The organism is Rhodospirillales bacterium, from assembly GCA_016699855.1.
Classification (GTDB): domain Bacteria; phylum Pseudomonadota; class Alphaproteobacteria; order Reyranellales; family Reyranellaceae.
In genome coordinates this window covers 5,252,144-5,277,523 of record CP064988.1, presented here as the reverse complement: position 1 = coordinate 5,277,523, position 25,380 = coordinate 5,252,144, and the positions used below count along the sequence as shown (strand labels likewise).

The 25,380-nt window shown below is 70.3% G+C and carries 19 protein-coding genes and 2 pseudogenes; 4 read left to right on the top strand and 17 right to left on the bottom strand.

What is annotated here, in order from left to right:
• From IPK81_25035 to dusB, 5 genes are read right to left on the bottom strand one after another with little or no spacing between them, the layout of a single operon-like run.
• Positions 1–1,392 (bottom strand): sigma-54-dependent Fis family transcriptional regulator, encoded by a 1,392-nt coding sequence (locus IPK81_25035; protein QQS12676.1) that lies wholly within the window; start codon positions 1,390–1,392, stop codon positions 1–3.
• Positions 1,393–1,432: 40 nt separating this feature from the next.
• Positions 1,433–3,679, bottom strand: a complete 2,247-nt coding sequence (locus IPK81_25030; GenBank protein QQS12675.1) for a PAS domain-containing sensor histidine kinase — start codon at positions 3,677–3,679, stop codon at positions 1,433–1,435.
• Between the two features lie 54 nt (positions 3,680–3,733).
• Complete coding sequence (gene ntrC, locus IPK81_25025; protein ID QQS12674.1) at positions 3,734–5,203, bottom strand: nitrogen regulation protein NR(I); 1,470 nt, start codon at positions 5,201–5,203, stop codon at positions 3,734–3,736.
• A gap of 17 nt (positions 5,204–5,220) precedes the next feature.
• On the bottom strand, positions 5,221–6,339 hold the full coding sequence (locus tag IPK81_25020) for a PAS domain-containing protein (protein ID QQS12673.1): 1,119 nt from the start codon (positions 6,337–6,339) through the stop codon (positions 5,221–5,223).
• 1 nt (position 6,340) lies between these two features.
• Positions 6,341–7,438 (bottom strand): tRNA dihydrouridine synthase DusB, encoded by a 1,098-nt coding sequence (gene dusB / locus IPK81_25015; protein QQS12672.1) that lies wholly within the window; start codon positions 7,436–7,438, stop codon positions 6,341–6,343.
• Positions 7,439–7,562: 124 nt separating this feature from the next.
• On the opposite strand from dusB, the gene IPK81_25010 reads away from it, so the two are divergent.
• From IPK81_25010 to IPK81_25000, 3 genes are all read left to right on the top strand, one after another.
• Positions 7,563–8,747 carry a bifunctional 2-C-methyl-D-erythritol 4-phosphate cytidylyltransferase/2-C-methyl-D-erythritol 2,4-cyclodiphosphate synthase gene (locus IPK81_25010; protein ID QQS15258.1) on the top strand — a complete coding sequence of 395 codons (1,185 nt, stop codon included), beginning with the start codon at positions 7,563–7,565 and terminating at the stop codon, positions 8,745–8,747.
• A 26-nt stretch (positions 8,748–8,773) separates the two neighbouring features.
• The gene (locus IPK81_25005) at positions 8,774–9,274 is read left to right on the top strand and encodes a CinA family protein (protein ID QQS12671.1); all 501 of its coding nucleotides are present in this window, start codon (positions 8,774–8,776) and stop codon (positions 9,272–9,274) included.
• Between the two features lie 113 nt (positions 9,275–9,387).
• Positions 9,388–10,023: a glutathione S-transferase N-terminal domain-containing protein gene (locus IPK81_25000; protein QQS12670.1), complete on the top strand. Its 636-nt coding sequence runs from the start codon at positions 9,388–9,390 to the stop codon at positions 10,021–10,023.
• Positions 10,024–10,049: 26 nt separating this feature from the next.
• Here IPK81_25000 and IPK81_24995 read toward each other — a convergent pair whose 3' ends face one another.
• The 11 genes and pseudogenes from IPK81_24995 to IPK81_24945 all read right to left on the bottom strand — a co-directional run bounded on the left by IPK81_24995 (position 10,050) and on the right by IPK81_24945 (position 23,226).
• The gene (locus tag IPK81_24995) at positions 10,050–10,541 is read right to left on the bottom strand and encodes a type II toxin-antitoxin system RatA family toxin (protein ID QQS12669.1); all 492 of its coding nucleotides are present in this window, start codon (positions 10,539–10,541) and stop codon (positions 10,050–10,052) included.
• Positions 10,542–10,660: 119 nt separating this feature from the next.
• The gene (locus IPK81_24990; GenBank protein QQS12668.1) at positions 10,661–12,697 is read right to left on the bottom strand and encodes a molybdopterin-dependent oxidoreductase; all 2,037 of its coding nucleotides are present in this window, start codon (positions 12,695–12,697) and stop codon (positions 10,661–10,663) included.
• A 121-nt stretch (positions 12,698–12,818) separates the two neighbouring features.
• Positions 12,819–13,784 carry a lipoyl synthase gene (gene lipA, locus IPK81_24985; GenBank protein QQS12667.1) on the bottom strand — a complete coding sequence of 322 codons (966 nt, stop codon included), beginning with the start codon at positions 13,782–13,784 and terminating at the stop codon, positions 12,819–12,821.
• 32 nt (positions 13,785–13,816) lie between these two features.
• Positions 13,817–13,990 carry a hypothetical protein gene (locus tag IPK81_24980; protein QQS12666.1) on the bottom strand — a complete coding sequence of 58 codons (174 nt, stop codon included), beginning with the start codon at positions 13,988–13,990 and terminating at the stop codon, positions 13,817–13,819.
• 320 nt (positions 13,991–14,310) lie between these two features.
• Positions 14,311–15,723 carry a dihydrolipoyl dehydrogenase gene (gene lpdA, locus IPK81_24975; protein QQS12665.1) on the bottom strand — a complete coding sequence of 471 codons (1,413 nt, stop codon included), beginning with the start codon at positions 15,721–15,723 and terminating at the stop codon, positions 14,311–14,313.
• Positions 15,724–15,732: 9 nt separating this feature from the next.
• Complete coding sequence (locus IPK81_24970; protein ID QQS12664.1) at positions 15,733–17,091, bottom strand: pyruvate dehydrogenase complex dihydrolipoamide acetyltransferase; 1,359 nt, start codon at positions 17,089–17,091, stop codon at positions 15,733–15,735.
• A gap of 21 nt (positions 17,092–17,112) precedes the next feature.
• The gene (locus tag IPK81_24965) at positions 17,113–18,510 is read right to left on the bottom strand and encodes a pyruvate dehydrogenase complex E1 component subunit beta (GenBank protein QQS12663.1); all 1,398 of its coding nucleotides are present in this window, start codon (positions 18,508–18,510) and stop codon (positions 17,113–17,115) included.
• A gap of 39 nt (positions 18,511–18,549) precedes the next feature.
• Positions 18,550–19,589: pseudogene (pdhA, locus tag IPK81_24960) on the bottom strand (pyruvate dehydrogenase (acetyl-transferring) E1 component subunit alpha).
• 243 nt (positions 19,590–19,832) lie between these two features.
• Positions 19,833–21,716, bottom strand: coding sequence for a TRAP transporter fused permease subunit (locus tag IPK81_24955; GenBank protein ID QQS12662.1), 1,884 nt, complete (start codon positions 21,714–21,716; stop codon positions 19,833–19,835).
• A 137-nt stretch (positions 21,717–21,853) separates the two neighbouring features.
• Positions 21,854–22,825 carry a TAXI family TRAP transporter solute-binding subunit gene (locus IPK81_24950; protein QQS12661.1) on the bottom strand — a complete coding sequence of 324 codons (972 nt, stop codon included), beginning with the start codon at positions 22,823–22,825 and terminating at the stop codon, positions 21,854–21,856.
• A gap of 101 nt (positions 22,826–22,926) precedes the next feature.
• Positions 22,927–23,226, bottom strand: coding sequence for a septum formation initiator family protein (locus IPK81_24945; GenBank protein ID QQS12660.1), 300 nt, complete (start codon positions 23,224–23,226; stop codon positions 22,927–22,929).
• A 227-nt stretch (positions 23,227–23,453) separates the two neighbouring features.
• On the opposite strand from IPK81_24945, the gene IPK81_24940 reads away from it, so the two are divergent.
• The gene (locus IPK81_24940; GenBank protein ID QQS12659.1) at positions 23,454–23,954 is read left to right on the top strand and encodes a cupin domain-containing protein; all 501 of its coding nucleotides are present in this window, start codon (positions 23,454–23,456) and stop codon (positions 23,952–23,954) included.
• Positions 23,955–23,984: 30 nt separating this feature from the next.
• Here IPK81_24940 and eno read toward each other — a convergent pair.
• A pseudogene (gene eno / locus IPK81_24935) lies at positions 23,985–25,261 on the bottom strand (phosphopyruvate hydratase).
• Positions 25,262–25,380 lie beyond the last annotated feature (119 nt).

Sequence of the window (25,380 nt, the reverse complement as noted above, 5' to 3'; positions counted from 1 at the left end):
TCAGACGGCGCGCTCGTCGCCGTGCACGCCGAGACTCTTCAGCTTGCGGTGCAGGGCCGAGCGCTCCATGCCGACGAACGCCGCCGTGCGCGAGATGTTGCCGCCGAAGCGGGTGACCTGCGCCATCAGGTACTCGCGCTCGAACACCTCGCGGGCGTCGCGCAGCGGCAGCTGCATGATCTCGCCGGCCTTCTCCCACCGCAGGACGGACGGCGATATCTCGCCGAAATCGGCCGGCAGCATGTCGGCCTTCAGCGTCGCGTCGCCGTCGCTCGGCGCCACGATCAGCAGATGCTCGACGACATTGCGGAGCTGCCTGACGTTGCCCGGCCAGTCGTAGCCCTGAAGCGCGGTGATCGCGTCCTCGCCGAACGGCCGCGGCGGAAGCCCCGCCGCCTCGGCGACGCGGCGCATGAGGTGGTTGGCCAGCTCGGGGATGTCCTCGCGGCGCTCGGCCAGCGCCGGAACCCGGATCGGCACGACGTTGAGCCGGTGGTAGAGGTCCTCGCGGAAGCGGCCGGCGGCGATCTCGGCCGGCAGGTCGCGCGCCGTCGAGGCGACGACGCGGACGTCGACCTCGACGCGGGCGTCCCCGCCGTCGCGCGTGAACGACTGCTCCTGCAGCATTCGGACGACCTTGGCCTGCGTCGCTAGCGGCAGCCCGCCGACCTCCTCCAGCAGCAGGGTGCCGCCATGCGCCTGCTCGAAGGCGCCGTAGACGCGCAGGCCGTCCGACGACTCCCCACCCTCGGTGCCGAACAGCTCGATGTCGAGCCGGTCCTCCGACAGAGCGGCGCAATTGACCGTGACGAACGGCGCCGGCGCGCGCTTGGAGTTCACGTGCAGAAGGCGCGCGACCAGCTCCTTGCCGGAGCCGGGCGGACCGGTCAGCAGGACGCGGCTTCCCGTCGCCGACACCCGCTCGATCGTGCCGCGCAGCTGGAGCGCCGCCGCCGAGCCGCCGACCAGCGTCTCCTCGCCGCCGGCCTTGCGCAGCAGCGCCGCGTTCTCGCGGCGCAGCGACGCCGCCTCGATGGCGCGCTGCACCACCAGCAGGAGACGGTCGGCCTTGAACGGCTTCTCGATGAAATCGTAGGCGCCGGTCTTGATGGCGGCGACGGCGGTGTCGATGGTGCCGTGTCCGCTGATCATCACCACCGGGACCTGCGGCGCGTCGCGCTGCAGCACCTTGAGGATGCCGAGGCCGTCGAGCTCGCTGCCCTGCAGCCAGACGTCGAGGATCACCAGCGTCGGGCGGCGCTGGGCGACGGCGTCGAGCGCCTCGCGGCTGTTGTGGGCGCGCCGCGCCGTGTAGCCCTCGTCCTCGAGGATGCCGCCGATGAGCGTGCAGATGTCGCGTTCGTCGTCGACGATCAGGATGTCGTGCGCCATGGCTACTGTCGGTCGGGTGTCGAGGCGGCGGCCGTTCCGGTCACGACCCGGCCGCCGCCGGCGGCGTGGCGCGTATGTCGCTGTCCGGCCGATGGAATATCAGAGAGATGCGGGCGCCGCCACCCTCGCGGTCGTCGAGCGCCAGGGCGCCGCCGTGGTCCTCCATGATCTTCTTCACGATCGCCAGGCCCAGGCCGGTGCCCTTTCCGCGGGTCGTGACGTACGGCTCGGTGAGACGCGCGCGGCCCTCCTTGGGCAGGCCGCGGCCGTTGTCCTCGACGACGATGCGCGGCGCGCCGTCCGGACCCTCGGTCAGCGTCAGCGATATCTCGCCAGGCGGCGGCCGGGCGCCGTCGGCCGCCGGCTCGCGCCCCTCGATCGCCTCGCCCGCGTTCTTCAGCAGGTTCGTCAGCGCCTGCCCGATCTGGCGCCGGTCGCAGCGCCAGCGCAACGGCGCGGCCGTCAGGTTCTCCGTGAACGCGACCTGGGGCTGGGCGTTGCGCTGGAGGAACAGCGCCTGCTGACACAGCTCCTTGAGGTCCTCCTCCGCCAGCGTCGGCCTCGGCATGCGCGCGAACGACGAGAACTCGTCGACCATGCGGCCGATATCGCCGACCTGGCGGATGATGGTGTCCGTGCAGATCGTGAACGTCTCGGGGTCCTGCGTGATCTGCTTGAGGTAGCGCCGCTTGAGCCGCTCTGCCGAGAGCTGGATCGGTGTCAGCGGATTCTTGATCTCGTGGGCGATGCGGCGCGCGACGTCGGCCCAGGCGGCCATGCGCTGCGCCGACATCAGGTCGCTGACGTCGTCGAAGGTGACGACGAATCCGCGAACTCCGGAATCGGCGCGCTCGGCGGCGATGCGGACGAGCAGCGTGCGCGTGGCCCCTCCCCGCGCGATGTCGATCTGGCTTTGGGCGAGACGGTCCGGCCGTGCGCGGGCGGTCTCGAGCGCGTCGCCCAGCTCGGGCATGACCTCCAGCAGGCGCCGCCCCTCGATCTCCTGGACCGGTATCGAGAGCAGCTCCGCCGCCGAGCGGTTCGACCGGTCGATGCGTCCGTCGGCGTCGACGCTGAGCACGCCGGCGGAGACGCCCGCGAGGATCGCCTCGGTCAGCTCGCGACGCTGGTCGAGCTCGCGGTTGGCGTCGACCAGCTCCCGCCGCTGCTGGTCGAGCTGCGCGGTCATCCGGTTGAACGCGCGCACGAGGCGGCCGAGCTCGTCGTCGGCCGACGTCGCCGCCACCCGGGCCGTGAGATCGCCTTTGCGCACCCGCTCCGCCGCCGTCATCAGCCCGCCGATCGGCTCGGTCAGGCGCGACGCGAAGGTCAACGCCATGAACACGGCAGACAGCAGCATCAGCAACGCGATCAGCGCGTAGATGGCGAACACGTTCGCCTGCGTGCCTTCGAGGTTGGCGTCGAGGTCGGCGTAGAACGCCTGGGCGCGCTCGATGCGGTCGCCATGGAACCACAGCGCGGGATCGACGGCGTGCCCCGTGACCAGGAACAGGTTCGCGTCGCTGAACAGGTGGAGGATCACGTAGACGCCGTTGCTGAGCGGCGCGATCACCGGCTTGGCCTCGGTGCGGGCGCGGCGCAGCGCCTCGGCGGGCGGCACCGTCGCCGTCGTGATCCCGCTGTCGATCGCGATCGACGAGGCGATCACCTTGCCGTCCATATCGACGATCGTGGCCTCGACCAGCGGTCGGCCCGCCGACAGCCGCGATAGGAACTGCGGCGCGCGGCTGGAATCGCCCACCGTCTCCGCCCCCAGCTCCTGCAGGCCGCGCGATATCTCCTCGACGTCGCGCAGCATGGCGGCGCGCACCGGGTCGCGCGCCGCGCCGGCCAGAAGGCGGCCGCTCTCCAGCCCGCCGCCGATCTGCTCGCCCACGAATTCGCGCACGCTGACCGACAGCCAGTAGCCCGACACCATCGACACCGCGAAGGTCGGCACGACCGCGAACAGGCCGAACAGCAGCACGAGGCGCAGGTGCAGGCGCGCCCCGGCGCCGCCGCGCCGGCGTTCGATCCACGAGCGCGCGAGCTGGACGACCACCACGCCGGCCAGCGCCACCACGATGGCGAGGTCGACCGCCAGCAGCGAGCGGATGAAACGCGGCGCCGTGAACCGGCGCGGCAGCCAGCCGAAGAACGCGGCGAACGTGACGGCGCCGGCGGCGATGGCGAGGACGGCCAGCGCGTAGGCGACGCCGCGGCTGAACAGGATGCGGCCGACACGGCGCGACAGCCGCGCAGAGATGGAGGGGGACTGGACGGACATCGCCGCCAGTCTATCGCAGAACGCCCGGCGCGGGCAGTTCCGCCGGCGGCCGCCTCAGCGCAATCCGCGGACGACCTGCACGTCGTGGTCGCGCAGCTTCTTGCGCAGCGTGTTGCGGTTCAGGCCGAGAAGCTGGGCCGCCCGGACCTGGTTGCCGCGGGTGGCGGCCAGCGCCAGCGACAGCAGCGGCCGCTCGATATCCGCCAGCACCCGGTCGTAGAGCCCCGGTGGCGGCAGCGCGTCCCCGTGGCCGCCGAAATACTCGCGCAGGTGGCGCTCGACGGCGCCGCTCATGCTCTCCGAGTCGGGCGCCGCGGTGGCGGTCGCGACGGCCGGCGCGGGCGCCGGCGCGGCGATCTCCGCCAGCTCGGCGGTGATCACGTCGGGGCCGATGACCTCCTCGGCGTAGAGCGCGGCCAGCCGGCGGACGAGGTTCTCCAGCTCCCGGACGTTGCCGGGCCAGCGGTACTCCTTGAGCTTGGCCACCGCGCCCCGGTCCAGCACCTTGACCGGCAGACCGTCCGCCGCCGCCTTGCCGAGGAAGTGGTTGGCCAGCTCGGGGATGTCCTCGATGCGGTCGCGCAGCGGCGGCAGGCGGATCGGCACCACGTTCAGGCGGTAGAACAGGTCCTCGCGGAACACGCCCTGCTGGATCGACCGGCGGAGGTCCTGATGGGTCGCCGCGACGATGCGCACGTTCGCCCGGATCGGCGTGCGACCGCCGACCGTGGTGTACTCGCCCTCCTGGAGCACGCGCAGCAGCCGCGTCTGCGCCTCGATCGGCATGTCGCCGATCTCGTCGAGGAACAGCGTGCCGCCGGCCGCCTGCTCGAACTTGCCGGGCGAGCGCTGGGTGGCGCCGGTGAAGGCGCCGCGCTCGTGTCCGAACAGCTCGCTCTCGATCAGCTCGCGCGGGATGGCCGCCATGTTGATGGCGACGAACGGCCCCTTCCGGCGCTTGCCGAAATCGTGCAGCGCGCGCGCCACCAGCTCCTTGCCGGTGCCCGATTCGCCGTTGATCATCACCGACAGGTCGGTCGACATCAGCCGCGCGATGGTGCGGTAGATCTCCTGCATCGCCGGCGACCGGCCGATCAGCGGCAGCCGCTCGCCGTCGTCGCCCGGCGCGTCGCCCGCGTCCGGCCGTTCGGGCTGCGACGCCAGCGCCCGGGCCACGACCGCGACCAGCTCCTTCAGGTCGAACGGCTTCGGCAGGTACTCGAAGGCGCCGCGCTCGGTCGCCTTCACCGCCGTGAGCAGCGTGGTCTGGGCGCTCATCACGATGATGCGCAGATCGGGCCGCAGCTTCTTGATGCGCGGCACCAGGTCGAGGCCGTTCTCGTCGGGCATGACGACGTCGGTGATCACCAGGTCGCCATGGCCGTCCTGGACCCAGTCCCACAGCGCCGCGGCGCTGCCGGTCGCGCGGACGTCGTAGCCGAGGCGCCCGAGCGCCTGCTGAAGGACCGTGCGGATGGCGCGGTCGTCGTCGGCGATGAGGATGGTGGCGGGTGACTGTGCCATGGACGGGCTGTATCTCCTCACGCGCGCGCGCTGTCGCGCCCGTCGCCGGGCCGCATCGGCAGCATGACGTTGAAGGTGGTGCGGCCGGGCGCGCTCTCGAACTCGACGACGCCACCGTGGTCGTTGACGATCTTCGCGACCAGCGCGAGGCCGAGGCCGGTGCCGTTCACTTTCGTGCTGACGAAGGCGTCGAACAGGTTCTCGCCGATCGCCGCCGGGATGCCGGGGCCGTCGTCCTGGACCGAGACGACCAGCGGCAGATGCACGCGCTGGCGCGTGCCCGGCAGCGCCAGCCGGACGCCCTGGCGGTAGGCCGTCGACAGCACGACCGCCCCGCCCTCCGGCGGCAGCGCCTCGCAGGCGTTCTTCACGAGGTTCAGGAACACCTGGACCAGCTGGTCGCGGTTTCCCCACACGTCGGGCAGCGACGGATCGTAGACCTCGGAGAAGCGGGCGCGCCGTCCGAAGCCGTGCTCGGCGACGCGGCGCACGTGGCCCAGCACCTGGTGGACGTTGACCGGGCCACGCTCGATCGGGCGGTCGTCGGAGAACGCCTCCATGCGGTCGACCAGCGCCACGATCCGGTCGGTCTCGTCGCAGATGAGCTGCGTCAGCTCGCGTTCGGACTCGCCGACGCTCTGCTCCAGCAGCTGCGCGGCGCCGCGGATCCCGGACAGCGGATTCTTGACTTCGTGCGCCAGCATCGAGCCCATGGCGCTGACGGAGCGCGCGGCGCCCCGGTGCATCATCTGATTGTCGATCTTGCGGGCGATGGATTGCTCGTGCAGCGACAACGCCACGGCGTCGCTCCCGTCGCCCAGCGGCGACACGAGGATCGCCACGAACCGGTTGCCGATGCGCGGCGAGGACAGCGTCACGCCGGTCTCCGACACCGCCGCGCCGGTCCGCACGACCTGCTCCAGCAACGAGAACAGCGGCGAGTCCTCCGGCAGGAACTCCCGCAGCGACCGGCCGATCATCAGCGGCGCGCCGACCCCGAAGAACTGCTCGGCGGCGCCGTTGGCGTAGGCGATCACCGAATCGTCGACCACGACCACCGCCTCGATCAACGCATCGAGGATCGCCGCCGGCGTCGGGCCCGGACGTGTCGGGAGGCGCGTCGCCGGCAGCGCCATGTCAGGCCGCCTCCAGCACGGGCTCGGGCGCGCCGCCGGCTTCGCGGGTCGCGCCGCGCGCGATCAGCGGCGCGTAGAACCGGTCGATCGCGGCGCGCACCTCGGCGGGCGCGGCGATGCGGTTGACGACGGCGCGGAACTCGGCGGAGCCGGTCAGGCCCTTCGAGTACCAGCTGATGTGCTTGCGGGCCATGCGCACTCCGGCGTTCTCGCCGTAGTGGCGCAGCATGTCGTCGAAATGGCCGAGCACGACGGCGCGTTGCGCCTCGAGGCCGGGCTCGGGAATCCGCTCGCCGGTTCGGAGATAGCGCGCGACCTGGGCGAGGAACCACGGGCGGCCGTAGGCGCCGCGGCCGATCATCACGCCGTCGGCGCCGCTGGCCTCGAGCGCGGCGACGGCGTCCTCGAGGCTGGTGATGTCGCCGTTGACGATCACCGGCAGCGACGTCGCGGCCTTGACCTTCGCGACGAACGACCAGTCGGCGCGGCCCTCGTAGAACTGGCAGCGCGTGCGGCCGTGGACGGTGATCATGCGGATGCCGCACTCCTCGGCGATCCGGGCGAGGCGCGGCGCGTTGAGGTTCGCGTCGTCCCACCCCTTCCGCATCTTCAGCGTCACGGGCACGGACACCGCGCGCGCGGTGGCGGTGAGGATCCTCGCGGCGTGGACCTCGTCGCGCATCAGCGCCGAGCCGGCGTGGCCGTTGACGACCTTCTTCACCGGGCAGCCGAAATTGATGTCGATCAGGTCGACGCCGCGCGCCTCGTTGAGGCGAGCCGCCTCGGCCATCACTTCCGGCTCGCAACCCGCGAGCTGGACCGACATCGGATACTCCTCGGCGCCGCGGGCGGCCATCATCAATGTCTTCTGGTTTTCGCGGACCATCGCCTGGCTGGCGATCATCTCCGACACCACGAGCCCGGCGCCGGAACGCTTCACCAGACGCCGGAACGGCATGTCTGTGACACCGGACATAGGCGCCAGCACCACCGGATCCTCCAGCGTCACCGGGCCGATTCGGATCGGCGCCAGGCGCGCCACCGGGCGCGCAGCGCTCTCGCCGCTGGACGGCGTGGAAGAGTTGTTTGGGGCGGGCATCATAAGGTGTCCATTTTTTGTGCAATCACCAATCTGCACAAAATTTATGCGCCCCCTTCTACTCTGCTGCGCTGCGGCATGCAACGTCATCGACGTTACCGACGCAGGGGAGTATTCGGAGGCCATGCCACGCACTGTCGCCCTCATCGTCGCCGCCGGTCGAGGACACCGTGCCGGCGGAGATTTGCCCAAGCAGTACCGGGAAATAGGCCATCGCCCGGTGCTTCGTTGGACAATTGAGCAAATTTCGGGCCATCCCCGGATCGACGCCATACATGTGGTGATCGCCCCCGCCGACCGCACCCTTTACGATGCCGCCGTCGTCGGCCTAACGGTCGCTCCGCCCGTGGATGGCGGCCCGACGCGGCAAAGATCCGTCCTCAATGGGCTGGAGGCGCTGGCCGGGAATCCGCCCGATGTGGTCCTGATCCATGACGCCGCCCGCCCGTTCGTCGACCAAAGGACCCTCACCCGGACCTTGGCCACGCTCGACGACCCCGCCGTCGATGGCGCCGTGGCGGGAGTGCGTGTCGCCGACACCCTGAAGCGCGTCGAGGCCGACGGACGGGTCGCCGCGACCGTCGACCGTGCCGGATTGTGGCGGGCGCAGACACCACAGGTGTTCAGATTCGACCGCCTGTTGGCGGCGCACCGCGCGGTGGCCTCCCTGGCGCAGGACGAGGCGACCGCGTTGACGGACGATGTGGCGGTCGCCGAACAGGCCGGTCTGGCCGTCCGGATGGTCGAGGGGCATGTGGACAACGACAAGATCACGACGGCTGAGGACCTGGAACGGGCGGCCGCGCGCATGTCCCGCCGCGAGACCCGGACCGGCACCGGGTTCGACGTCCACGCCTTCGGCCAGGGCGCGTCGGTCATCCTAGGCGGCGTCCCCATCCCGCACGACCAAGGGCTGGTCGGCCACTCCGACGCCGATGTCGCGCTCCACGCCTTGACCGACGCGCTGCTCGGCGCCATCGCGGCCGGCGATATCGGCCAGCACTTCCCGCCGTCCGATCCACGGTGGCGCGGCGCGGCGTCCGACGGCTTCGTCCGCCACGCCATGGACCTCGTGCGCGCCGCCGGCGGCCGGATCGTCAACGTCGACCTCACGATCATCTGCGAGCGCCCCAGGATCGGCCCGCACCGCGACCGCATCCAGGCCCGGATCGCGGATATCCTCGGCGTCGCGCCGGGTCGCGTCGGGATCAAGGCGACGACGACCGAGCGGCTCGGATTCACCGGCCGCGGCGAGGGCATCGCCGTGCAGGCGACCGCGTCGGTCGAGCTACCGGCACGGGACCACTGACGACTTCAGCGACGGGCGATCCAACGATGACCGACACGCTCTTCCCCGGCCCGTGGCGCGAGCTCGCCACCGACCTGCTCGACCGCTACCGCCGCGCCGGATTGAAGCTGGCGACGGCGGAGTCGTGCACCGGCGGCCTCGTCGCCGCGACGCTCACCGCGATCCCCGGCTCGTCCGACGTCGTCGAGCGCGGCTTCGCGACCTACAGCAACGAGGCCAAGGAGAGCCTGCTGGGCGTGCCGCGCGTCACGCTTCTGTCCTACGGCGCCGTCAGCGCGCAGGTCGCGCGGGCCATGGCCACCGGCGCGGTCGGCAACTCGCTGGCCGACGTGGCCGTGTCGATCACCGGCGTCGCCGGCCCCGGTGGCGGGTCGGCGGAGAAGCCGGTCGGCCTCGTGCATTTCGGCCTGGCGCGGCGCGGCGCCGCGGTGCTCGACGAGCGCCACGTGCTGCCCGGCGACCGTGACGCGGTGCGCGCCGCCGCGGTAGAGATCGCCTTGGCCCTCCTGCGCCGGGCGGTCGCGTAGCGCTACTACTCCGTCATCCCGGGCGAAGCGAGGGATCCAGGGGCGGCGACTTGATCCCTCGCGGCGCTCGGAATGACGGAACGGACGAGGAAGCCAAACCGAAGGATTCCCCCATGCGTCTGCTCAGCGCCACGCCCAGCCCCTACGCCCGCAAGGCGCGCATCGCGCTGATGGAGAAGGGACTGCCGTTCGAACTCGTCACGGAGGTGCCGTGGAACGACGACGCCAGCGCGCCGGCGCACAACCCGCTCGGCAAGATACCCGTGCTGATCCTCGACGACGGCGCGGCTTACTACGATTCGCGCTTCATCCTCGAGTACCTCGAGCTGACGCACCCGCTCCCTTCCCTGCTCCCGAAGGACGCCGCGGGAATCCTCGCGCACAAGAGGCTGGAGGTGCTCGGCGACGGGCTCTGCGACGCGCTGGTGCTGATCCTGATCGAACGCATGCGCGAGCCGGAAAAGCGCAGCCAGGCATGGATCGTCCGGCAGCGGCGCAAGATCGAGGGCGCCTTGGCGGAGATCGCCCGGCTGGTGAGCCCGGACACGCCGTTCACCTGCGGCGATTCGTTCGGGCTCGGCGACATCGCCGTCGGATCGGCGCTCGGCTACATGGACCCGAGATTCCCCGAACTGGACTGGCGCGCGCGCCATCCCCATCTCGCGGCGCTGCATGCGCGGCTGTCGACGCGGCCGTCCTTCGCGGCGACGGTGCCCGTTGTTCAGACCATGCGCGACAAGGTGGTGTGAGCCGGCCGCGCGCCGGCTTCGACGTCTCAGCGCGCCAGCGGCCGCGCGGCGCCGGATCGCGCCGCGTCCAGCGCGGGCTTGCCGTACAGCGCCTTGGCCCGGTTCTCGAACGCCGCCACCATGCGGCGCACGGCCTCGTGGAACAGCAGTTCGATCGTCGCCTGAAGCAGACGCGAGCGGAATTCGAAATCGACGAAGAAGTCGATCTCGCAGCCGTCGGCGTGCGGCCGGAATATCCAGTGGCTATGCAACCGTTTGAACGGCCCGTCGGCGTATTCCGTGTCGATGCGCGGACCATCCGGCTCGTCCGGCGACAGGGTCACGCGCGACGTGAAGCGCTCCCGGAACATGCGGAAGCCGATCGCGAGGTCGGCGACGATCAGCCGCTCGCCGCGCTCGCGCACCCGGGCGCCGACGCACCACGGCAGGAACTCGGGGTACTTCCCGACATCCGCGACCAGGTCGTAGATCTGGCGCGGCGAGTACGGCACCACGCGTCGTTCGCTATGCGTCGGCATCCGGCGGGAGATTCCTGGCGTCGCGGCGGCGCCAACGGGACGCGCCGCATCGGAGACACATCATGCCACCGCCGGCGCGCCGGCGGCAGGGGACCAAAGGTCGCCCTCCGGTCGCGGCTTCAGGCCGCCGGCCACGGCGCGACGTCGAGCCACGTGCTCTGGTAGGTCGCGCCCTCGCCCATGTCGGTGTAGCGGTCCGAGCACAGCATGTTGACCGTGCCGGACACCGCCTCGGCGTCGGGCCGCTGGCCCGGCACCAGCACCACGCCGGGCTGGATCTCGTCGCGTACGCGCGCGACCAGGCCGACCGTCGCGCGGTCGTTGAACAGCTTGACGCGCTGGCCGTCGACGACGCCGCGGGCGGCCGCGTCGTCGGGATGCAGCACGCAGAACGGATCGCCCTCGCGCTTGCGCAGGAAGGCGACGCCCGAATAGGCGGTGTGCGGCTGGAAGTAGCCCGGCGCGGTGAGCAACCGCAGCGGCCACTTCGCGGCCTCCCGCGCGTCCTCGGCGTCCTGCGTCCAGTCCGGCACCGGCGTCACGCCCTGCTTCGCCAGCGTCTCGGAATAGAACTCCAGCTTGCCGGAGGGCGTGCGGAACTCCTGCCCGGCGGCCGACTTGGCCGGCGCGATCTTCTGCGGCTCGGCGTTCTTGAGCCGCGCGCGGTCGACCGCCGCGGCGGCGCCGGTCGAACCCTTGAACAGCTCGTCGATGATCGCGTCGGTCGACATCGAGAACACCGGATCGGACAGCCCCATCCGCCGCGCCAGCGTCTGCGCCAGCTTGAGGTTCGACCACGCCTCGCCCTGCGGCTCGACCGCGCGCGGGCCGTACTGCATGTAGTAGGCGCCGTAGGCCCGGTAGAGGTCGTCCGTCTCCAGGTAGGTCGCCGCCGGCAGGACGATGTCGGCGTAGCGCGCCGTCGTCGACAGGAACGGGTCGTGCACCACGGTGAAGAGGTCCTCGCGCTCGAGACCGCGCCGCACCTTGCCGGCTTCCGGGCAGGTCACGGCGGGATTGTTGGCCGCGACGAACAGCGCGTGGATCGGCGGATCCTTCATGTTCAGCAGCGCGTCGCCCAACCGGAGCTGGTTGACCAGCCGGGTCGCCGCCGGGCCGGACGGCTTGCGCACGGCGGCGTAGTTCAGATCGCACGACGCGGCCGTCATCAGCATCGCGCCGCCACCACGCTTGGCGTAGGCGCCGGTGACGCCCGGCAGCAGCGCCACGGCGCGCAGCGCCTGCCCGCCCTGGCTGAACCGCGTCATACCCTCGCCGAGCCGGATCATCGGCGCCTTGGCGCGGCCGTACATCGCCGCCAGCTTCTCGATGTCGGCCGCGGGAACGCCGGTGATCTCCGACGCGCGCGCCGGCGCGAAGCGCGGCAGCACGTCCTTCTCGACCTTGTCGAAGCCGGTCGTGTGGGCGGCGACGTAGGCGCGGTCGACCAGCCCGTCGCGCACGAGGATGTGCATGATCCCCAGCGCCAGGGCGGCGTCGGTGCCGATGTTGATTGGAACGTGCCAGTCGGCGCTCTGGGCCGTGCGGCTGCGGCGCGGATCGATCACCACGATCTTGAGGCCGCGTTTGCGCTGCGTCTCGAGCATCGCCCAGAAATGGACGTTCACCGCCATCAGGTCGGCGCCCCACGCCACCACCAGGTCGGAATCGACCACCGTCTCCGGATCGGCGCCGCCGACCGGTCCGACCGTCATGTCCCACGCCGTCTCGCAGCAGGTGTCGCACACCGTGCCGGCCTGCAGCCGCGTCGTGCCCAGCGCGTGGAACAGGCCGTTCACGATGCCGCGGTTCATCAGGCCCTGATGGGCGCTGTAGGCGTAGCCGAGGATGCCCAGCGGTCCGGTCTTGGCGATGACGGCCTTCCAGCGCGCCGTGATCTCGTCGAGCGCCTCGTCCCAGCCGATCGGGGCGAACCTGCCCTCGCCCTTGGCGCCGACGCGCCGCAGCGGCGTCTTGAGGCGCTCCGGCGAATGCACCAGCTCGGTGTCGCGGTTGACCTTTGCGCAGGCGAAGCCGGCGGTGAACGGCTGGTCGGGATCGCCCTGGATCTTCACCACGCGCCCGTTGTCGACCTGGGCCAGCAGCGAGCACATGTCGGGACAATCGTGGGCGCACACGACACGCTTGATTTCCACCGCGCGACCTCCTGCTGGCGACTTCAGCGGTTATGCCCATGTCGGGCGATGCGCCGCAACAAGGCCGGCCGGCCCGACGGCCGTGGCGCTGCTGGAACTTGTCCCTGTTGTCCGCGCCGATTCAAGCCGGCGGGCGGACCGCCGCCCGGCGCGCCGCGCGCAGGCGGGCGAAATCGTCGCCGGCATGGTAGCTTGAGCGCGTCAGCGGCGTCGCTGAGACCATGTTGAAGCCCTTGCCGCGCGCCATGGCGGCGAGCTGCGTGAATTCGTCGGGCGTCCAGAACCGGTCCACCGCGGCGTGCTTGCGCGTCGGCTGGAGGTACTGGCCGATGGTCAGGAAATCGACGTCGGCGGCGCGCATATCGTCCATCACCTGGCCGATCTCCTCGCGCGTCTCGCCCAGCCCGACCATCAGACCCGACTTGGTGAACGCGGCCGGATCGATCTCCTTGACGCGCGCCAGCAGCTGGAGCGACGCGAAGTAGCGGGCGCCGGGCCGGATCGTCGGATAGAGCCGCGGCACGGTCTCGAGGTTGTGGTTGAACACGTCCGGACGCGCCGCCACCACGACGTCGACGGCGCCGGGCTTGCGCAGAAAGTCGGGCGTCAGGATCTCGACCGTGGTCCCGGGCGCGGCCCGATGGATGGCGTCGATGGTCGCGGCGAAATGCGCGGCGCCACCATCCGGCAGGTCGTCGCGGTCGACCGACGTGACGACGACGTGGTGGAGTTCCAGCTTCGAGACCGCCTCGGCGACGTTGGCCGGCTCGTGCGGGTTGAGCGCGCCGGGCAGGCCGGTCTTGACGTTGCAGAAGGCGCAGGCCCGGGTGCAGGTGTCGCCGAGGATCATGAAGGTGGCGTGCTTGAGTTTCCAGCACTCGCCGATGTTCGGGCAGGCCGCCTCCTCGCACACCGTCGACAGCCCGTGCTCGCGCATCAGGCGGCGCGTCTCGACGTATTCCGGCGAGTTCGGCGCCTTGACGCGGATCCACGCGGGCTTGCGCGCCACCGGGTTGTCCGGGCGGTGCGCCTTCTCGGGGTGGCGCTCGGCGCGGGGCACGGCGGGCTTGTCGAGGTCGAGGTCCATGGCGGTAGAGGTGATCCCTGACGCCCCGGGCGTCAACATTCGTGGAGATAATTCTCGAGCACCCGCACGAGGTGGTCCTGCACGGCGCCGGCGTCGAGGTCCTCCAGCGGCACCATGTCGACCGCGCCTTTGGCGTCGATCTGCGACTTGTCGACGTCGGTGAAATAGACCGCCATCCCGGCCGGGAACACCGCCTTGAACGACACGCAGAGCGGCAGCGCCGGGTCGGGCTTGTTCAGCGGGAGCGCGAACTTGGCGACCAGGGTTGGGATCGGTCTGGCCGGGCAGGTAGAAGGCGCCGCTGTCGCTGATCGCCGCCCGCACGCGCGCCTGCGCGATGACCCGGCCGAAGCGCTCCATCTCCGGCATCACGACGTGGGTGAACACCGCCCGCGCGGCCTGGAAGAACACCCGCTTGGCCTCGGTCTCGTCGGCCAGCCGCGCCGCCTCGCGCTCGCGCGCGATCTCCTTCTCCCGCAGCGCGCGGGCGATCAGCTCGATGATGTCGCGCTCGCTACGCATCGCCTCAGATGTGCAGCGCGCGTCCGTAGGCGTCGAGCACCGCCTCGTGCATCGTCTCGGAGATCGTCGGATGCGGGAACACGGTGTGCATCAGATCGGCCTCGGTGGTCTCCAGCGAGCGCGCCACGGTGTAGCCCTGGATCAGCTCGGTGACCTCGGCGCCGATCATGTGCGCGCCCAGCAATTCGCCGGTCTTCGCGTCGAACACCGTCTTGACCAGCCCCTCGGTCTCGCCCAGCGCGATCGCCTTGCCGTTGCCGATGAAGGGGAAGCGGCCGACCTTGACCTCGTGGCCCTTGGCCTTGGCCGCCTTCTCGGTCATCCCGACGCTGGCGACCTGCGGATGGCAGTAGGTGCAGCCCGGGATGTTGCCGACGTCCATGGGGTGCGCGCCCTTCACACCCGCGATCTTCTCGACACACACCACGCCCTCGTGGCTGGCCTTGTGCGCCAGCCACGGCGGGCCGGTCAGGTCGCCGATGGCGTACACGCCGGGCTCGCCGGTGAAGCCCCACGGGTCGGTCACGACGTGGGTCTTCTCGACCTTGATCTTCGTGCCCTCCAGGCCGACGCCCTCGACATTGCCGACGATGCCGACCGCCGAGATCACGCGCTCCACGGTGATCTCCTGCGTCTTGCCGCCGGCCTCGACCGTCGCCGTCACGCTGTTGGCGGCCTTCCTGAGCGCCTTCACCGTCGCGCCGGTCAGGATCTTCATGCCCTGCTTCTCGAACGCCTTGCGCGCGAAGGCCGAGATCTCGTCGTCCTCGACCGGCAGCACGCGGTCCATCACCTCGACCACCGTCACCTCGGCGCCGAACGTGCGGTAGAAGCTCGCGAACTCGATGCCGATCGCGCCCGACCCGATCACCAGCAGCGACTTCGGAATCGCCTCGGGCACCATCGCCTCGCGGTAGCTCCACACCAGCTTGCCGTCGGTCTCCAGCCCCGGAAGCTGGCGCGCCCGCGCGCCGGTCGCGAGGATGACGTTCTTGGCCGTCAGCGCCGTCGTCTTGCCGTCCTTGCCCGTCACCGCGATCTTGCGGAGGCCGCCGGCGACGCCGTCGAGCTTGCCGGTGCCGTCGAACACCGCGACCTTGTTCTTGCGCATCAGGTGCTTGACGCCGCCGTTGAGCTGCGTCGCCACCTTGCGCGAACGCTCGACGACCTTCTTGGCGTCGAACGCCACGCCCGTCGCCGACAGCCCGTAGGCGTCGGCGTGCTTCATCAGGTGGTAGACCTCGGCCGAGCGCAGCAGCGCCTTGGTCGGGATGCAGCCCCAGTTCAGGCAGATGCCGCCGAGATTCTCGCGCTCGACGATGGCGCATTTCATCCCGAGTTGCGATGCCCGGATCGCCGCGACGTACCCGCCCGGCCCGGAGCCGACGACGACGAGGTCGAAGGTGGTGTCGGCCATCATCGCCTCCTACAGCAGCATCGTGGCGGGCTGCTCGAGGTAGCCCTTGAGCGTCTGCAGGAACTGGGCGCCGAGCACGCCGTCGACCACGCGGTGGTCGAACGAGCCGGTCAGCGACATCATGGTGCGCACCACCATCTGGCCGCCGCGTACGACCACGCGCTCCTCGCCGGCGCCGACCGCGAGGATCGCGGCCTGCGGCGGGTTGATGATCGCCTGGAAATTCACCGTGCCGTACATGCCGAGGTTGGAGATCGTGAAGCCGCCGCCCTGGAACTCGTCGAGCTTCAGCTTGCCCTCGCGCGCCCGGCCGGCGAGATCCTTCATGTCGGCGGCGATGCGCCCCAGCCCCTTGCGGTCGGCGTCGCGCACGATCGGCGTCACCAGCCCGCGGTCGGTGGCCACGGCGACCGAGATGTCGACGCTGCCGTAGAGGATCATCGCGTCGTCGGTCCACGACGCGTTGACGTCGGGATGGTCGCGCAGCGCCAGCGCGCTGGCCTTGATCACCATGTCGTTGACCGAGACCTTGCCGGCCTTGGTCTTCTCGGCCCGCGCGTTGATCGCCGTCCGCGCCGCCAGCAGCGAGTCGAGCTCCACGTCCACCGTCAGGTAGATGTGCGGCACGGTCTGCTTGGACTCGGTCAGGCGCCGGGCCACGACCTTGCGGATGCTGTTGTGCGGCACCTTCGTGGTCTCGCCCGTGACCACGACCGGCGCGCTGGCGGGGCGCGGCGCGGGAGCCGACGCCGGCGCGGCGGCGGGACCAGGCTTGGCGGTACCGGCGGCGACCGCCTTGTCGACGTCGGCGCGCACGACGCGGCCGTGCGGCCCGCTGCCCGCGATCTTCGCGAGATCGACGCCGGCTTCGGCGGCGACCCGCTTCGCGAGCGGCGAAGCGAAGATGCGGCCACCTGGTGCCGACGCCGAGCTACCCCCTCCCCCCTTGTGGGGGAGAGTTGGGGTGGGGGGTGCGACGGATGTCGACGCCGGGGGGGCAGCCCCCCCTCCCCGGCCCTCCCCCACAAGGGGGGAGGGAGGAAGAGATGCGGCGGTGGTCTTAGGCGCCGCCGTCGCGGCGCTAGCGGCGGCCGGCTTCGCCGCGGCCGCCGCAGGCACGGCCTCGCCCTCCTCGACCAGCACGGCGATCACGGCGTTGACCTTCACGCCCTCGGCGCCCTCCGGCACGACGATGCGGCCCATCACGCCCTCGTCGACCGCCTCGACCTCCATCGTCGCCTTGTCGGTCTCGATCTCGCAGATCACCATCCCCGAGGTGATCTTGTCGCCTTCCTTCACATGCCACTTGGCGAGCTTGCCCTCGGTCATGGTCGGCGACAGCGCCGGCATGAGGATGTCGATGGCCATGGCGGCGTCCCTCCCCTCCGGCTAGCGGTTGCAGACCGCGCGCGCGGCGGCGGCGATGTCGGCGGCCTGGGGCAGCGCCATCTTCTCGAGGTTGGCGGCGTAGGGCAGCGGGATGTCGAGCCCGTGCACGCGTTTGACCGGCGCGTCGAGCCAGTCGAACGCCTCCTCCATCATCAGCGCCGCCAGCTCCGAGCCGATGCCGGCGAACGGCCAGCCTTCCTCGCACGAGACCAGCCGGTTGGTGCGCTTGACCGACTCCACGATGGTGGCGGTGTCGAGCGGCCGGATGGTGCGCAGGTTGATGACCTCCGCCTCGATCCCCTCCTTCGCCAGCTCCTCGGCCGCCTGCAGGGCGCGGCCGACCATGATCGAGAAGGCGGTGATCGTGACGTGGCTGCCGGCGCGCTCGATCTTCGCCTTGCCGATCGGCACGGTGAACGAATCGGAATCCGGCACCTCGAACGCCTGGCCGTAGAGCAGCTCGTTCTCGAGGAAGATGATGGGATTGGGGTCGCGGATCGCCGATTTCATCAGGCCCTTGGCGTCGGCCGCGCTCCACGGCGCGACCACCTTCAGACCGGGGCAGTGCGCGTACCAGCTGGCGTAGCACTGCGAGTGCTGCGCGCCGACGCGCGAGGCGGCGCCGTTGGGTCCGCGGAACACGATCGGGCAACCCATCTGGCCGCCGGACATGTACAGCGTCTTGGCCGCCGAGTTGATGATCTGGTCGATCGCCTGCATGGCGAAGTTGAAGGTCATGAACTCGACGATCGGCTTGAGCCCGCCGAACGCCGCGCCGACGCCGATGCCGGCGAAGCCGTGCTCGGTGATCGGCGTGTCGATGACGCGCTTGCCGCCGAACTCGTCGAGCAGCCCCTGGCTGACCTTGTAGGCGCCCTGGTACTGCGCGACCTCCTCGCCCATCAGGAACACCTTGGGATCGGCGCGCATCTCCTCGGCCATGGCGTCGCGCAACGCCTCGCGCACCGTCAGCTTGACCGTGGCGCCGGTCCATTCGGACTCGGCTTCGACCTGACTCCCTCCCCCCTTGTGGGGCAGGGCGGGGGTGGGGGGCGCCCCAGTCGCTGGCGCGGCGGATGGAGCTCCCCCTCCCCGACCCTCCCCCATGAGGGGGGAGGAAGAGGAAGAAGCCTTCGCCCCGTCGGCCGCGCTCTCGCCATCCTCCAGCAACGTCATGATCGGCGTGTTGACGGCGACGCCCTCGGCGCCCTCGGCGATAAGGATCGCGCCGACGGTGCCCTCGTCGACCGCCTCGACCTCCATCGTCGCCTTGTCGGTCTCGATCTCGCACACGACCATGCCCGACGTGACCTTGTCCCCCTCCTTGACGTGCCATTTGGCGAGCTTGCCTTCGGTCATGGTCGGCGACAGCGCCGGCATGAGTACCTGGATGACCATGGTCGGTGTCCGCGCTCTGGGGTGTCGTGGGGACGGCGGTCAGGCCGCGGCCGACGGCCGGGCGGCGTCGGCCAGGATGTCGGTCCACAGCTCGGACGGATCCGGTTCGGGGCTGTAGGTCGCGAACTCGGCGGCGTCGGCCACGATCTTGCGGACCTCCGCGTCGATCGCCTTGAGGCCGGCCTCGTCCATCGCGCCCATCTCGGCCATGCGCTTCTTGGCGCGCTCGATCGGATCGCGCTCGGTGCGCATCTTCTCGACCTCCTCCTTGCTCCGGTACTTGCCGGGATCGCTCATGGAGTGGCCGCGGTAGCGGTAGGTCAGCATCTCCAGCAGGTAGGGGCCCTTGCCCGAGCGGGCGTGCGCCACGGCGCGCTCGCCGGCGGTGCGCACCGCGACCACGTCCATGCCGTCGACCTGCTCGCCGGGGATGCCGAAGGCCTCGCCGTGCTTCGAGAAATCCGTCACCGCCGCGGCGCGTTCGATCGACGTGCCCATGGCGTAGCGGTTGTTCTCGATGATGTAGACCACCGGCAGTTTCCACAGCGCCGCCATGTTGAAGGCCTCATAGACCTGGCCCTGGTTGGCGCTGCCGTCGCCGAAATAGGTCAGCGAGACGGCGTTGGTGCCGTTGTACTTGTGCGCGAAGGCGAGACCGGTGCCGATCGGCACCTGGGCGCCGACGATGCCGTGGCCGCCGTAGAAGTTGCGCTCCGGCTGAACATGTGCATCGAGCCGCCCTTGCCCTTGGAGTAGCCGCCGGAGCGTCCGGTCAGCTCCGCCATCACGCCGCGCGACTCCATCCCGCACGCCAGCATGTGCCCGTGGTCGCGGTAGCTCGTGACGACGGCGTCGCGCGAACTGTCGATCGTCGCCTGCATGCCGACGACCACGGCCTCCTGGCCGATGTAGAGATGGCAGAAGCCGCCGATCAGGCCCATGCCGTAGAGCTGGCCGGCGCGCTCCTCGAAGCGGCGGATCAGCAGCATGTCGCGGTAATACTTGCGCAACTCGTCGGCGGTCACGCTGTTGTCGCCGGTCGTCGCGGACGATTTCGGCTTGGCGGCGGTCCTGGCCATCGCATTGCCCTCCCCTCGGCGGTGAGACGCGGATTCCTCGACGACGTTTGTAGTGAAGATTGGATAACGCCGGTTGTTCTGCCTAGGAAAAAGCGCTGCGACCCGCCCACATCAATGGCGCGTTTGCGCAATATTGCCGGTCGGCGCGGCGGCCCGGATCGAATATTGCCATGCCGCGCCGCGGCATGACACTGCGGCCTCGCCGCGGCGGCAGCGCCCGCGGGCGACGGCGACGGATCGCCGCTATGCGCGTGCGCGCCGGCCGTCGATCGCGCGTTGCGCCAGCCAGCCGGCCGCCACCAGCGCGGCCCCGGCGACGTCGGCGACGGCGATCGGCACGATGAAGGTGGCGAGTCCCAGTTTCACTGCGATCCACGACGTCTTCCATGCGTCCGCCTTGGCCATGCCCGCGGCGGCGATCGAGGCGACCGCGACCGGCGGCGTGATCGCCGACAGCACCGCGTAGTAGAAGATGAACATGTGCGCGACCAGCTTGGGCACGCCGATCTGCACCAGGCCCGGCGCCACCACCGAGGCCGCGATCGCGTAGGCCGCCGTCGTGGGCATGCCCATGCCGAGGATCGTCACGATGACCATGGTGAACAGCATCGCCAGGAACTGGTTCTCGCCGGCGACGACCTGCATGATCTGGGCGAAGCGGCCGCCGATCCCGGTCAGCGCGATGACGCCGACGATGATGCCGGCGGCGGCGCAGACCGACACCAGCTGTATGCTGTCCTTGGCGCCGATCTCGAGCGCCTCGACGATGCCGCGGCCGCGCATGACGTCGTCGCCGGGACGCCACCCCAGCCGCCCGTCGGCGCCGCGCGCCAGGCCGTTGAACCAGCTGACCACGACGCAGAGCGCGATTCCCAGTCCGGCCGCCAGGAACGCCGAGTAGCCGTCGATGAAGGCCCAGATCAGCACCGCGATCGGCGCGATCATGTAGAGCCGCGCCATCATCGGTCCGAGCGGCGGCAGCTCGGAGCGCGGCAGGCCGCGCAGGCCGTTCTTGGCGGCGTGAAGGTCGCAGTGCGCGTAGCAGGCGATGTAGAACAGCAGGCACGGGATGATCGCCGCGCCGGCGATCTCCGCGTACTTGATGCCCGTCGCCTCGGCCATCAGGAACGCCGCCGCGCCGAGCACCGGCGGCGTGATCTGACCGCCGGTCGACGACGTCGCCTCGATCGCGCCGGCCGTCGCCCGGTCGTAGCCGACGCGCCGCATCATCGGGATCGTGACCGAGCCGGAGGCGACGACGTTGGCGACCGACGACCCGCTGATCGAGCCGAACATCACGCCGGACAGCACCGCGACCTTGGCCGGGCCGCCGCGCGCCCAGCCGACCAGGCCGACCGACAGGTCGTTGAAGTAGTCGCCCGCCTTGGAGCGCGTTAGGAACGCGGCGAAGGCCGTGAACATGATGATGAAGGTCGACGACACCTCGAGCGTCGTGCCGAACACCCCGAGGTTGCTGAAGACGTAGGGGAACGCGAACCACAGGTCCTTGAGCGACTTGTTGTGGTACAGCGCCCAGCGCTCCGGGAACAGGTGCCCGAACATCGCGTAGAGCATGAACACCGCGACGATCACGGTCAGCGGCATGCCTGCGGTCCGGCGCGTGAACTCGAACAGCGTGACCAGGCCGACCAGGCTGTAGACCAGGTCCGGCAGGTCGTAGAGCGCGCCCTGGTTCATCTGCAGGTCGTCGAGGTTGCGCCACATGTAGACGGCGCAGCCGATCGAGCCCGCGATCAGCAGCCAGTCGTACCACGGCACGCCCTTGGCGCCCCGACCCTTGGCGATCGTGAAGAAGCCGAACCCAAGCGTCGCGCCCCACGCGAGATGGATCGACCGGAACAGCTCCTGGTCGAGGTTGGGGGCCAGCAGCCTGTTGAACGCGCCGTCCAGGGCGAACGTGGAATCGACGAACTTGACGACCACCGGACCGACCAGGATCCAGAGGTGGAACCCGGTGAATCCCGCGCACAGCCAGAAGAACAGGGGTCGTTCCCAGCCGCGGTGCTCGCGCCTTCCCCCGGCGTGCTCGAGCTCGTCGACGTCGACCGCGCCGACCTCGGCGAGGTCGCGCGGCTCCGGCGTCGTCGCGGCGCTTGGCGTGGCCATGTGCTTCCCCGTCTCCCTGTCCGCCGCCCGGTCTCGCGCCGGGGCTTCGCGGTCTCCTCCCGGCGCCGCACGCGACGACGCCCGCTCCACTGGAGCGGGCGTCGCGCTGGGCGGCTAGGCGCCGGCGTGGCTTGGCGTCACTTCGGCAGCGCCGCCGGATTGAGCTTCGCGCCCTTCTCCTTGTAGTACTTCACGGCGCCGGGATGGAACGTCAGGAAGGCGTTGCGGTCGGCGTTGCCGATCACCGTCTCCCTGGCCGATTCGTGGCCCTGCACCATCGCGGCGTTGTTCTCGAGGATCGCCTTGACGATGTTGTAGGCGACGTCGTCCGGCAGATCCTTGTGGGTGATCGCGAAATTGTAGAGGCCGATCGTCTTCTGGTCGACCGTCTGCTGCTTGTAGGTGCCCTTCGGAATCAGCGCCTCGGAGAACTCCGGCATCGCCTTCATGATCTTGGCGCGCTCGTCGTCGCTCCAGGTGAAGAAGTTGGCCTCCTTCTCGGCGTCGATCTGCGAGAACGCCGCGATCGGCAGTCCGGCGCCGAAGCAGAACGCGTCGATGATGCCGTCGCCGAGCTGCCCGGCCATGTCCGAGCCCTGGCCGTTGCGGATCGTCGCCTTCATGCCCAGCGCCGAGAAGATCATCGGGATGTACGTGCCCGGCGTGCCCGCCTTCGGGCCGACGCCGACGGTCTTGCCGTCGAGCTGCTTGAACGAGGTGATTCCGGACTTCTTCAGCGCGACGCACTGCAGCGGCGTGTCGTACATCGGGAACAGGGCGCGGATGTTCGTGTACTTCTTGCCCTTGGTCCACTCGGCCGAGCCGGTCCACGCCTGCAGCGCGACGCCCATCGTGGTCATGCCGAGCTCGATCTTCTTGTCCTCGACCAGGATGACGTTCTGGTTCGGACCCTGCGTCTGCTGCGTCGACACCTGGGCGCCGATCTTGTCGGTCAGGATCTTGGCGACGACGCCACCGTAGATGAAATACGTGCCGCCGACCGAGGCGGTGCCGAGCGTCATGCCCTTGGGCTGCGCCAGCGCGCCGGCGGCGCCGGCGATGGCGACGACGGCGAGAGCGGCGACGGCGCCGCGGCGTAGGGTGGTCATCGTTGTCTCCTCCAGCGGTTTCGTGCTCGCGGCCGACGTCGCGCCGGCGCGCTCTTGCCGCCGGTATAACGGCAGGCGGCGGCCATTCGCAAGGCGGCGCGTCACCGCGTCGGGGTGAAGACCACGATGTCGTCGGGCCAGGCGACGTGCAGCAGCGCCCGGGCGCGTTCCTCGATCATGTCGGGGTCCAAGCTCTGGTTGCGCAGCAGCGACACGCGCCGCTCCCAGATGTCGCGCGCCGCCCGCGTCTCTGCCAGCGTCGCCTCGGCGCGCTCGACCTCCTTCTTCAGTGTGATCAGCGCAAACACCCCCCGCTCGCCGTTCATCAGGTGATGCCCGAAATAGGCGAACACCATGGCGAAGGCGACGGGTGTGAGGAGGCTGCGGAAGCGGAAGTACATGACGCCAACAACTCGATTCCCGCATTAATATTACAGATCGTCGGATTTTCCAACAAATTTAAGGGGTTGGCCGGGAAACTCGCATTTTCACCGCGGACGAGCCGGAGCGCCCTGGCTCATGCGGCCGCGAGCGGGCTTTGTTTGACGGACCGCCAGGGACCGTTCATGTCTCGCGGCGATTTCAGGACGGCCGGGTCGCGGCCGACGAACGGCGCGGGAGTACGGCGATGAGCGACAAGACGGATTGGCGCAGCGACGGCGTGCGGGTGATCCCAGCAGACACGTTGGATCCCAACACCGCCCAGACGCCGGGCATGAACCGCGCGGCGGCGATCAACTTAGCGCGCGTCGGCGCGCAGAAGATCTGGGCCGGCACGGTCACCATCCACGCCCATGCCAAGACCGGCGCGCACCACCACGGCCATCTCGAGAGCGTGATCTACGTCGTCAAGGGCCGCGCCCGCATGCGCTGGGGCGATCAGCTCCAATTCACCGCCGAGGCCGGCCCCGGCGATTTCATCTACGTGCCGCCCTACGTCCCGCACCAGGAGATCAACGCCAGCGAGACCGAGCCGCTGGAATGCGTGCTGGTGCGCAGCGACAACGAGGCGGTGGCGATCAACCTCGATATCGCGCCGGTCGAGAAGCCGGAGACGGTCTACTGGGTCGATCCGACCCATCCGCACCCGCACGACCACGCCCACCCGCACACGCACGACAAGAAGTAGACGCCGCGCCCCGGGGCGCGGCCATCGCCGTCAGCGCGCGCGCAGGACCGAGACGCCGGCGTAGCGCGCCTGGCCGCCGAGCTGCTCCTCGATGCGCAGGAGCTGGTTGTACTTGGCCAGCCGGTCGGAGCGCGACAGCGAGCCGGTCTTGATCTGCCCGCAGTTGGTCGCCACCGCGAGGTCGGCGATGGTGGCGTCCTCGGTCTCGCCGGAGCGGTGCGACATGACCGCGGTGTAGGCGGCGCGGTGCGCCATCGACACCGTCTCCATCGTCTCGGTCAGCGAGCCGATCTGGTTGACCTTCACCAGGATCGAGTTGGCCACGCCCGCGTCGATGCCGCGCCTCAGGCGCGTGGCGTTGGTGACGAACAGGTCGTCGCCCACCAGCTGCACCTTGGCGCCGACCGCCTCGGTCAGCGCCTTCCAGCCCTCCCAGTCGTCCTCCGCCATGCCGTCCTCGATCGACACGATCGGGAAGCGGCCGCACAGATCCTCGTACCAGCGCGCCATCCCGGCCGGGCCGAGCTTGCCCTCGCCCTCCAGGTCGTATTTGCCGTCCTTGAAGAACTCGGTCGACGCCGGATCGAGCGCCAGGACGATGTCGTCGCCCGGCTGTAGCCCGCCCGTTCGATCGACTTCATGATGAAGCCGAGCGCCTCGTCGGCGCTCTTCAGATTCGGCGCGAAGCCGCCCTCGTCGCCGACGTTGGTGTTGTGGCCGGCCGCCTTGAGCTGGGCGCGCAGCGCGTGGAACACCTCCGACCCCATGCGCAGCGCCTCGGCGAAGGTCGGGGCCTTCACCGGCATGATCATGAATTCCTGGATGTCGATCGGGTTGTCGGCGTGGGCGCCGCCGTTGATGATGTTCATCATCGGCACCGGCAGCACGTGGGCGTGGCTGCCGCCGACGTAGCGGTAGAGCGGCTGGCCGGCCTCCATCGCCGCCGCCTTGGCGACCGCGAGGCTGACGCCGAGGATGGCGTTGGCGCCGAGCCGCGCCTTGTTGGGCGTACCGTCGAGCGCGATCATGGCGCGGTCGATCTTGATCTGGTCGTCGGCCTCGAGACCCGAGAGCGTGTCGAAGATCTCGCCGTCGACCGCCGCCACCGCCTTGAGCACGCCCTTGCCGCCGAAGCGTCGCTTGTCGCCGTCGCGCAGCTCGACCGCCTCGTGCGCGCCGGTCGAGGCGCCGGACGGCACCGCCGCGCGTCCGCTGGCGCCGCTCTCCAGCGTCACCTCGACCTCGACCGTGGGGTTGCCGCGGCTGTCGAGCACTTCGCGGCCGCGGATGTCGAGGATGGCGCTCATGGTCGGTCCTTTCCGGAGGGCTCGATTCGTGCGCGGCCTTTTACCGGCGGCGCCATGGCCCCGCAAGCCGGCGCGATCCCCCCTCCTCCGCGGCCCCGCGACGCGCTACACTGGCGACA

Coding starts and splice junctions, on each gene's coding strand:
- IPK81_25035 (QQS12676.1), bottom strand. CDS start 1,392: ATGGCGCACGACATCCTGATCGTCGACGACGAACGCGACATCTGCACG.
- ntrC (QQS12674.1), bottom strand. CDS start 5,203: ATGGCACAGTCACCCGCCACCATCCTCATCGCCGACGACGACCGCGCC.
- lpdA (QQS12665.1), bottom strand. CDS start 15,723: ATGGCCGACACCACCTTCGACCTCGTCGTCGTCGGCTCCGGGCCGGGC.
- dusB (QQS12672.1), bottom strand. CDS start 7,438: ATGCCCGCCCCAAACAACTCTTCCACGCCGTCCAGCGGCGAGAGCGCT.
- lipA (QQS12667.1), bottom strand. CDS start 13,784: ATGGACCTCGACCTCGACAAGCCCGCCGTGCCCCGCGCCGAGCGCCAC.
- IPK81_24970 (QQS12664.1), bottom strand. CDS start 17,091: ATGGCCATCGACATCCTCATGCCGGCGCTGTCGCCGACCATGACCGAG.
- IPK81_25010 (QQS15258.1), top strand. CDS start 7,563: ATGCCACGCACTGTCGCCCTCATCGTCGCCGCCGGTCGAGGACACCGT.
- IPK81_25020 (QQS12673.1), bottom strand. CDS start 6,339: ATGGCGCTGCCGGCGACGCGCCTCCCGACACGTCCGGGCCCGACGCCG.
- IPK81_25030 (QQS12675.1), bottom strand. CDS start 3,679: ATGTCCGTCCAGTCCCCCTCCATCTCTGCGCGGCTGTCGCGCCGTGTC.
- IPK81_25000 (QQS12670.1), top strand. CDS start 9,388: ATGCGTCTGCTCAGCGCCACGCCCAGCCCCTACGCCCGCAAGGCGCGC.
- IPK81_24995 (QQS12669.1), bottom strand. CDS start 10,541: ATGCCGACGCATAGCGAACGACGCGTGGTGCCGTACTCGCCGCGCCAG.
- IPK81_24955 (QQS12662.1), bottom strand. CDS start 21,716: ATGGCCACGCCAAGCGCCGCGACGACGCCGGAGCCGCGCGACCTCGCC.
- IPK81_25005 (QQS12671.1), top strand. CDS start 8,774: ATGACCGACACGCTCTTCCCCGGCCCGTGGCGCGAGCTCGCCACCGAC.
- IPK81_24950 (QQS12661.1), bottom strand. CDS start 22,825: ATGACCACCCTACGCCGCGGCGCCGTCGCCGCTCTCGCCGTCGTCGCC.
- IPK81_24945 (QQS12660.1), bottom strand. CDS start 23,226: ATGTACTTCCGCTTCCGCAGCCTCCTCACACCCGTCGCCTTCGCCATG.
- IPK81_24965 (QQS12663.1), bottom strand. CDS start 18,510: ATGGTCATCCAGGTACTCATGCCGGCGCTGTCGCCGACCATGACCGAA.
- IPK81_24940 (QQS12659.1), top strand. CDS start 23,454: ATGAGCGACAAGACGGATTGGCGCAGCGACGGCGTGCGGGTGATCCCA.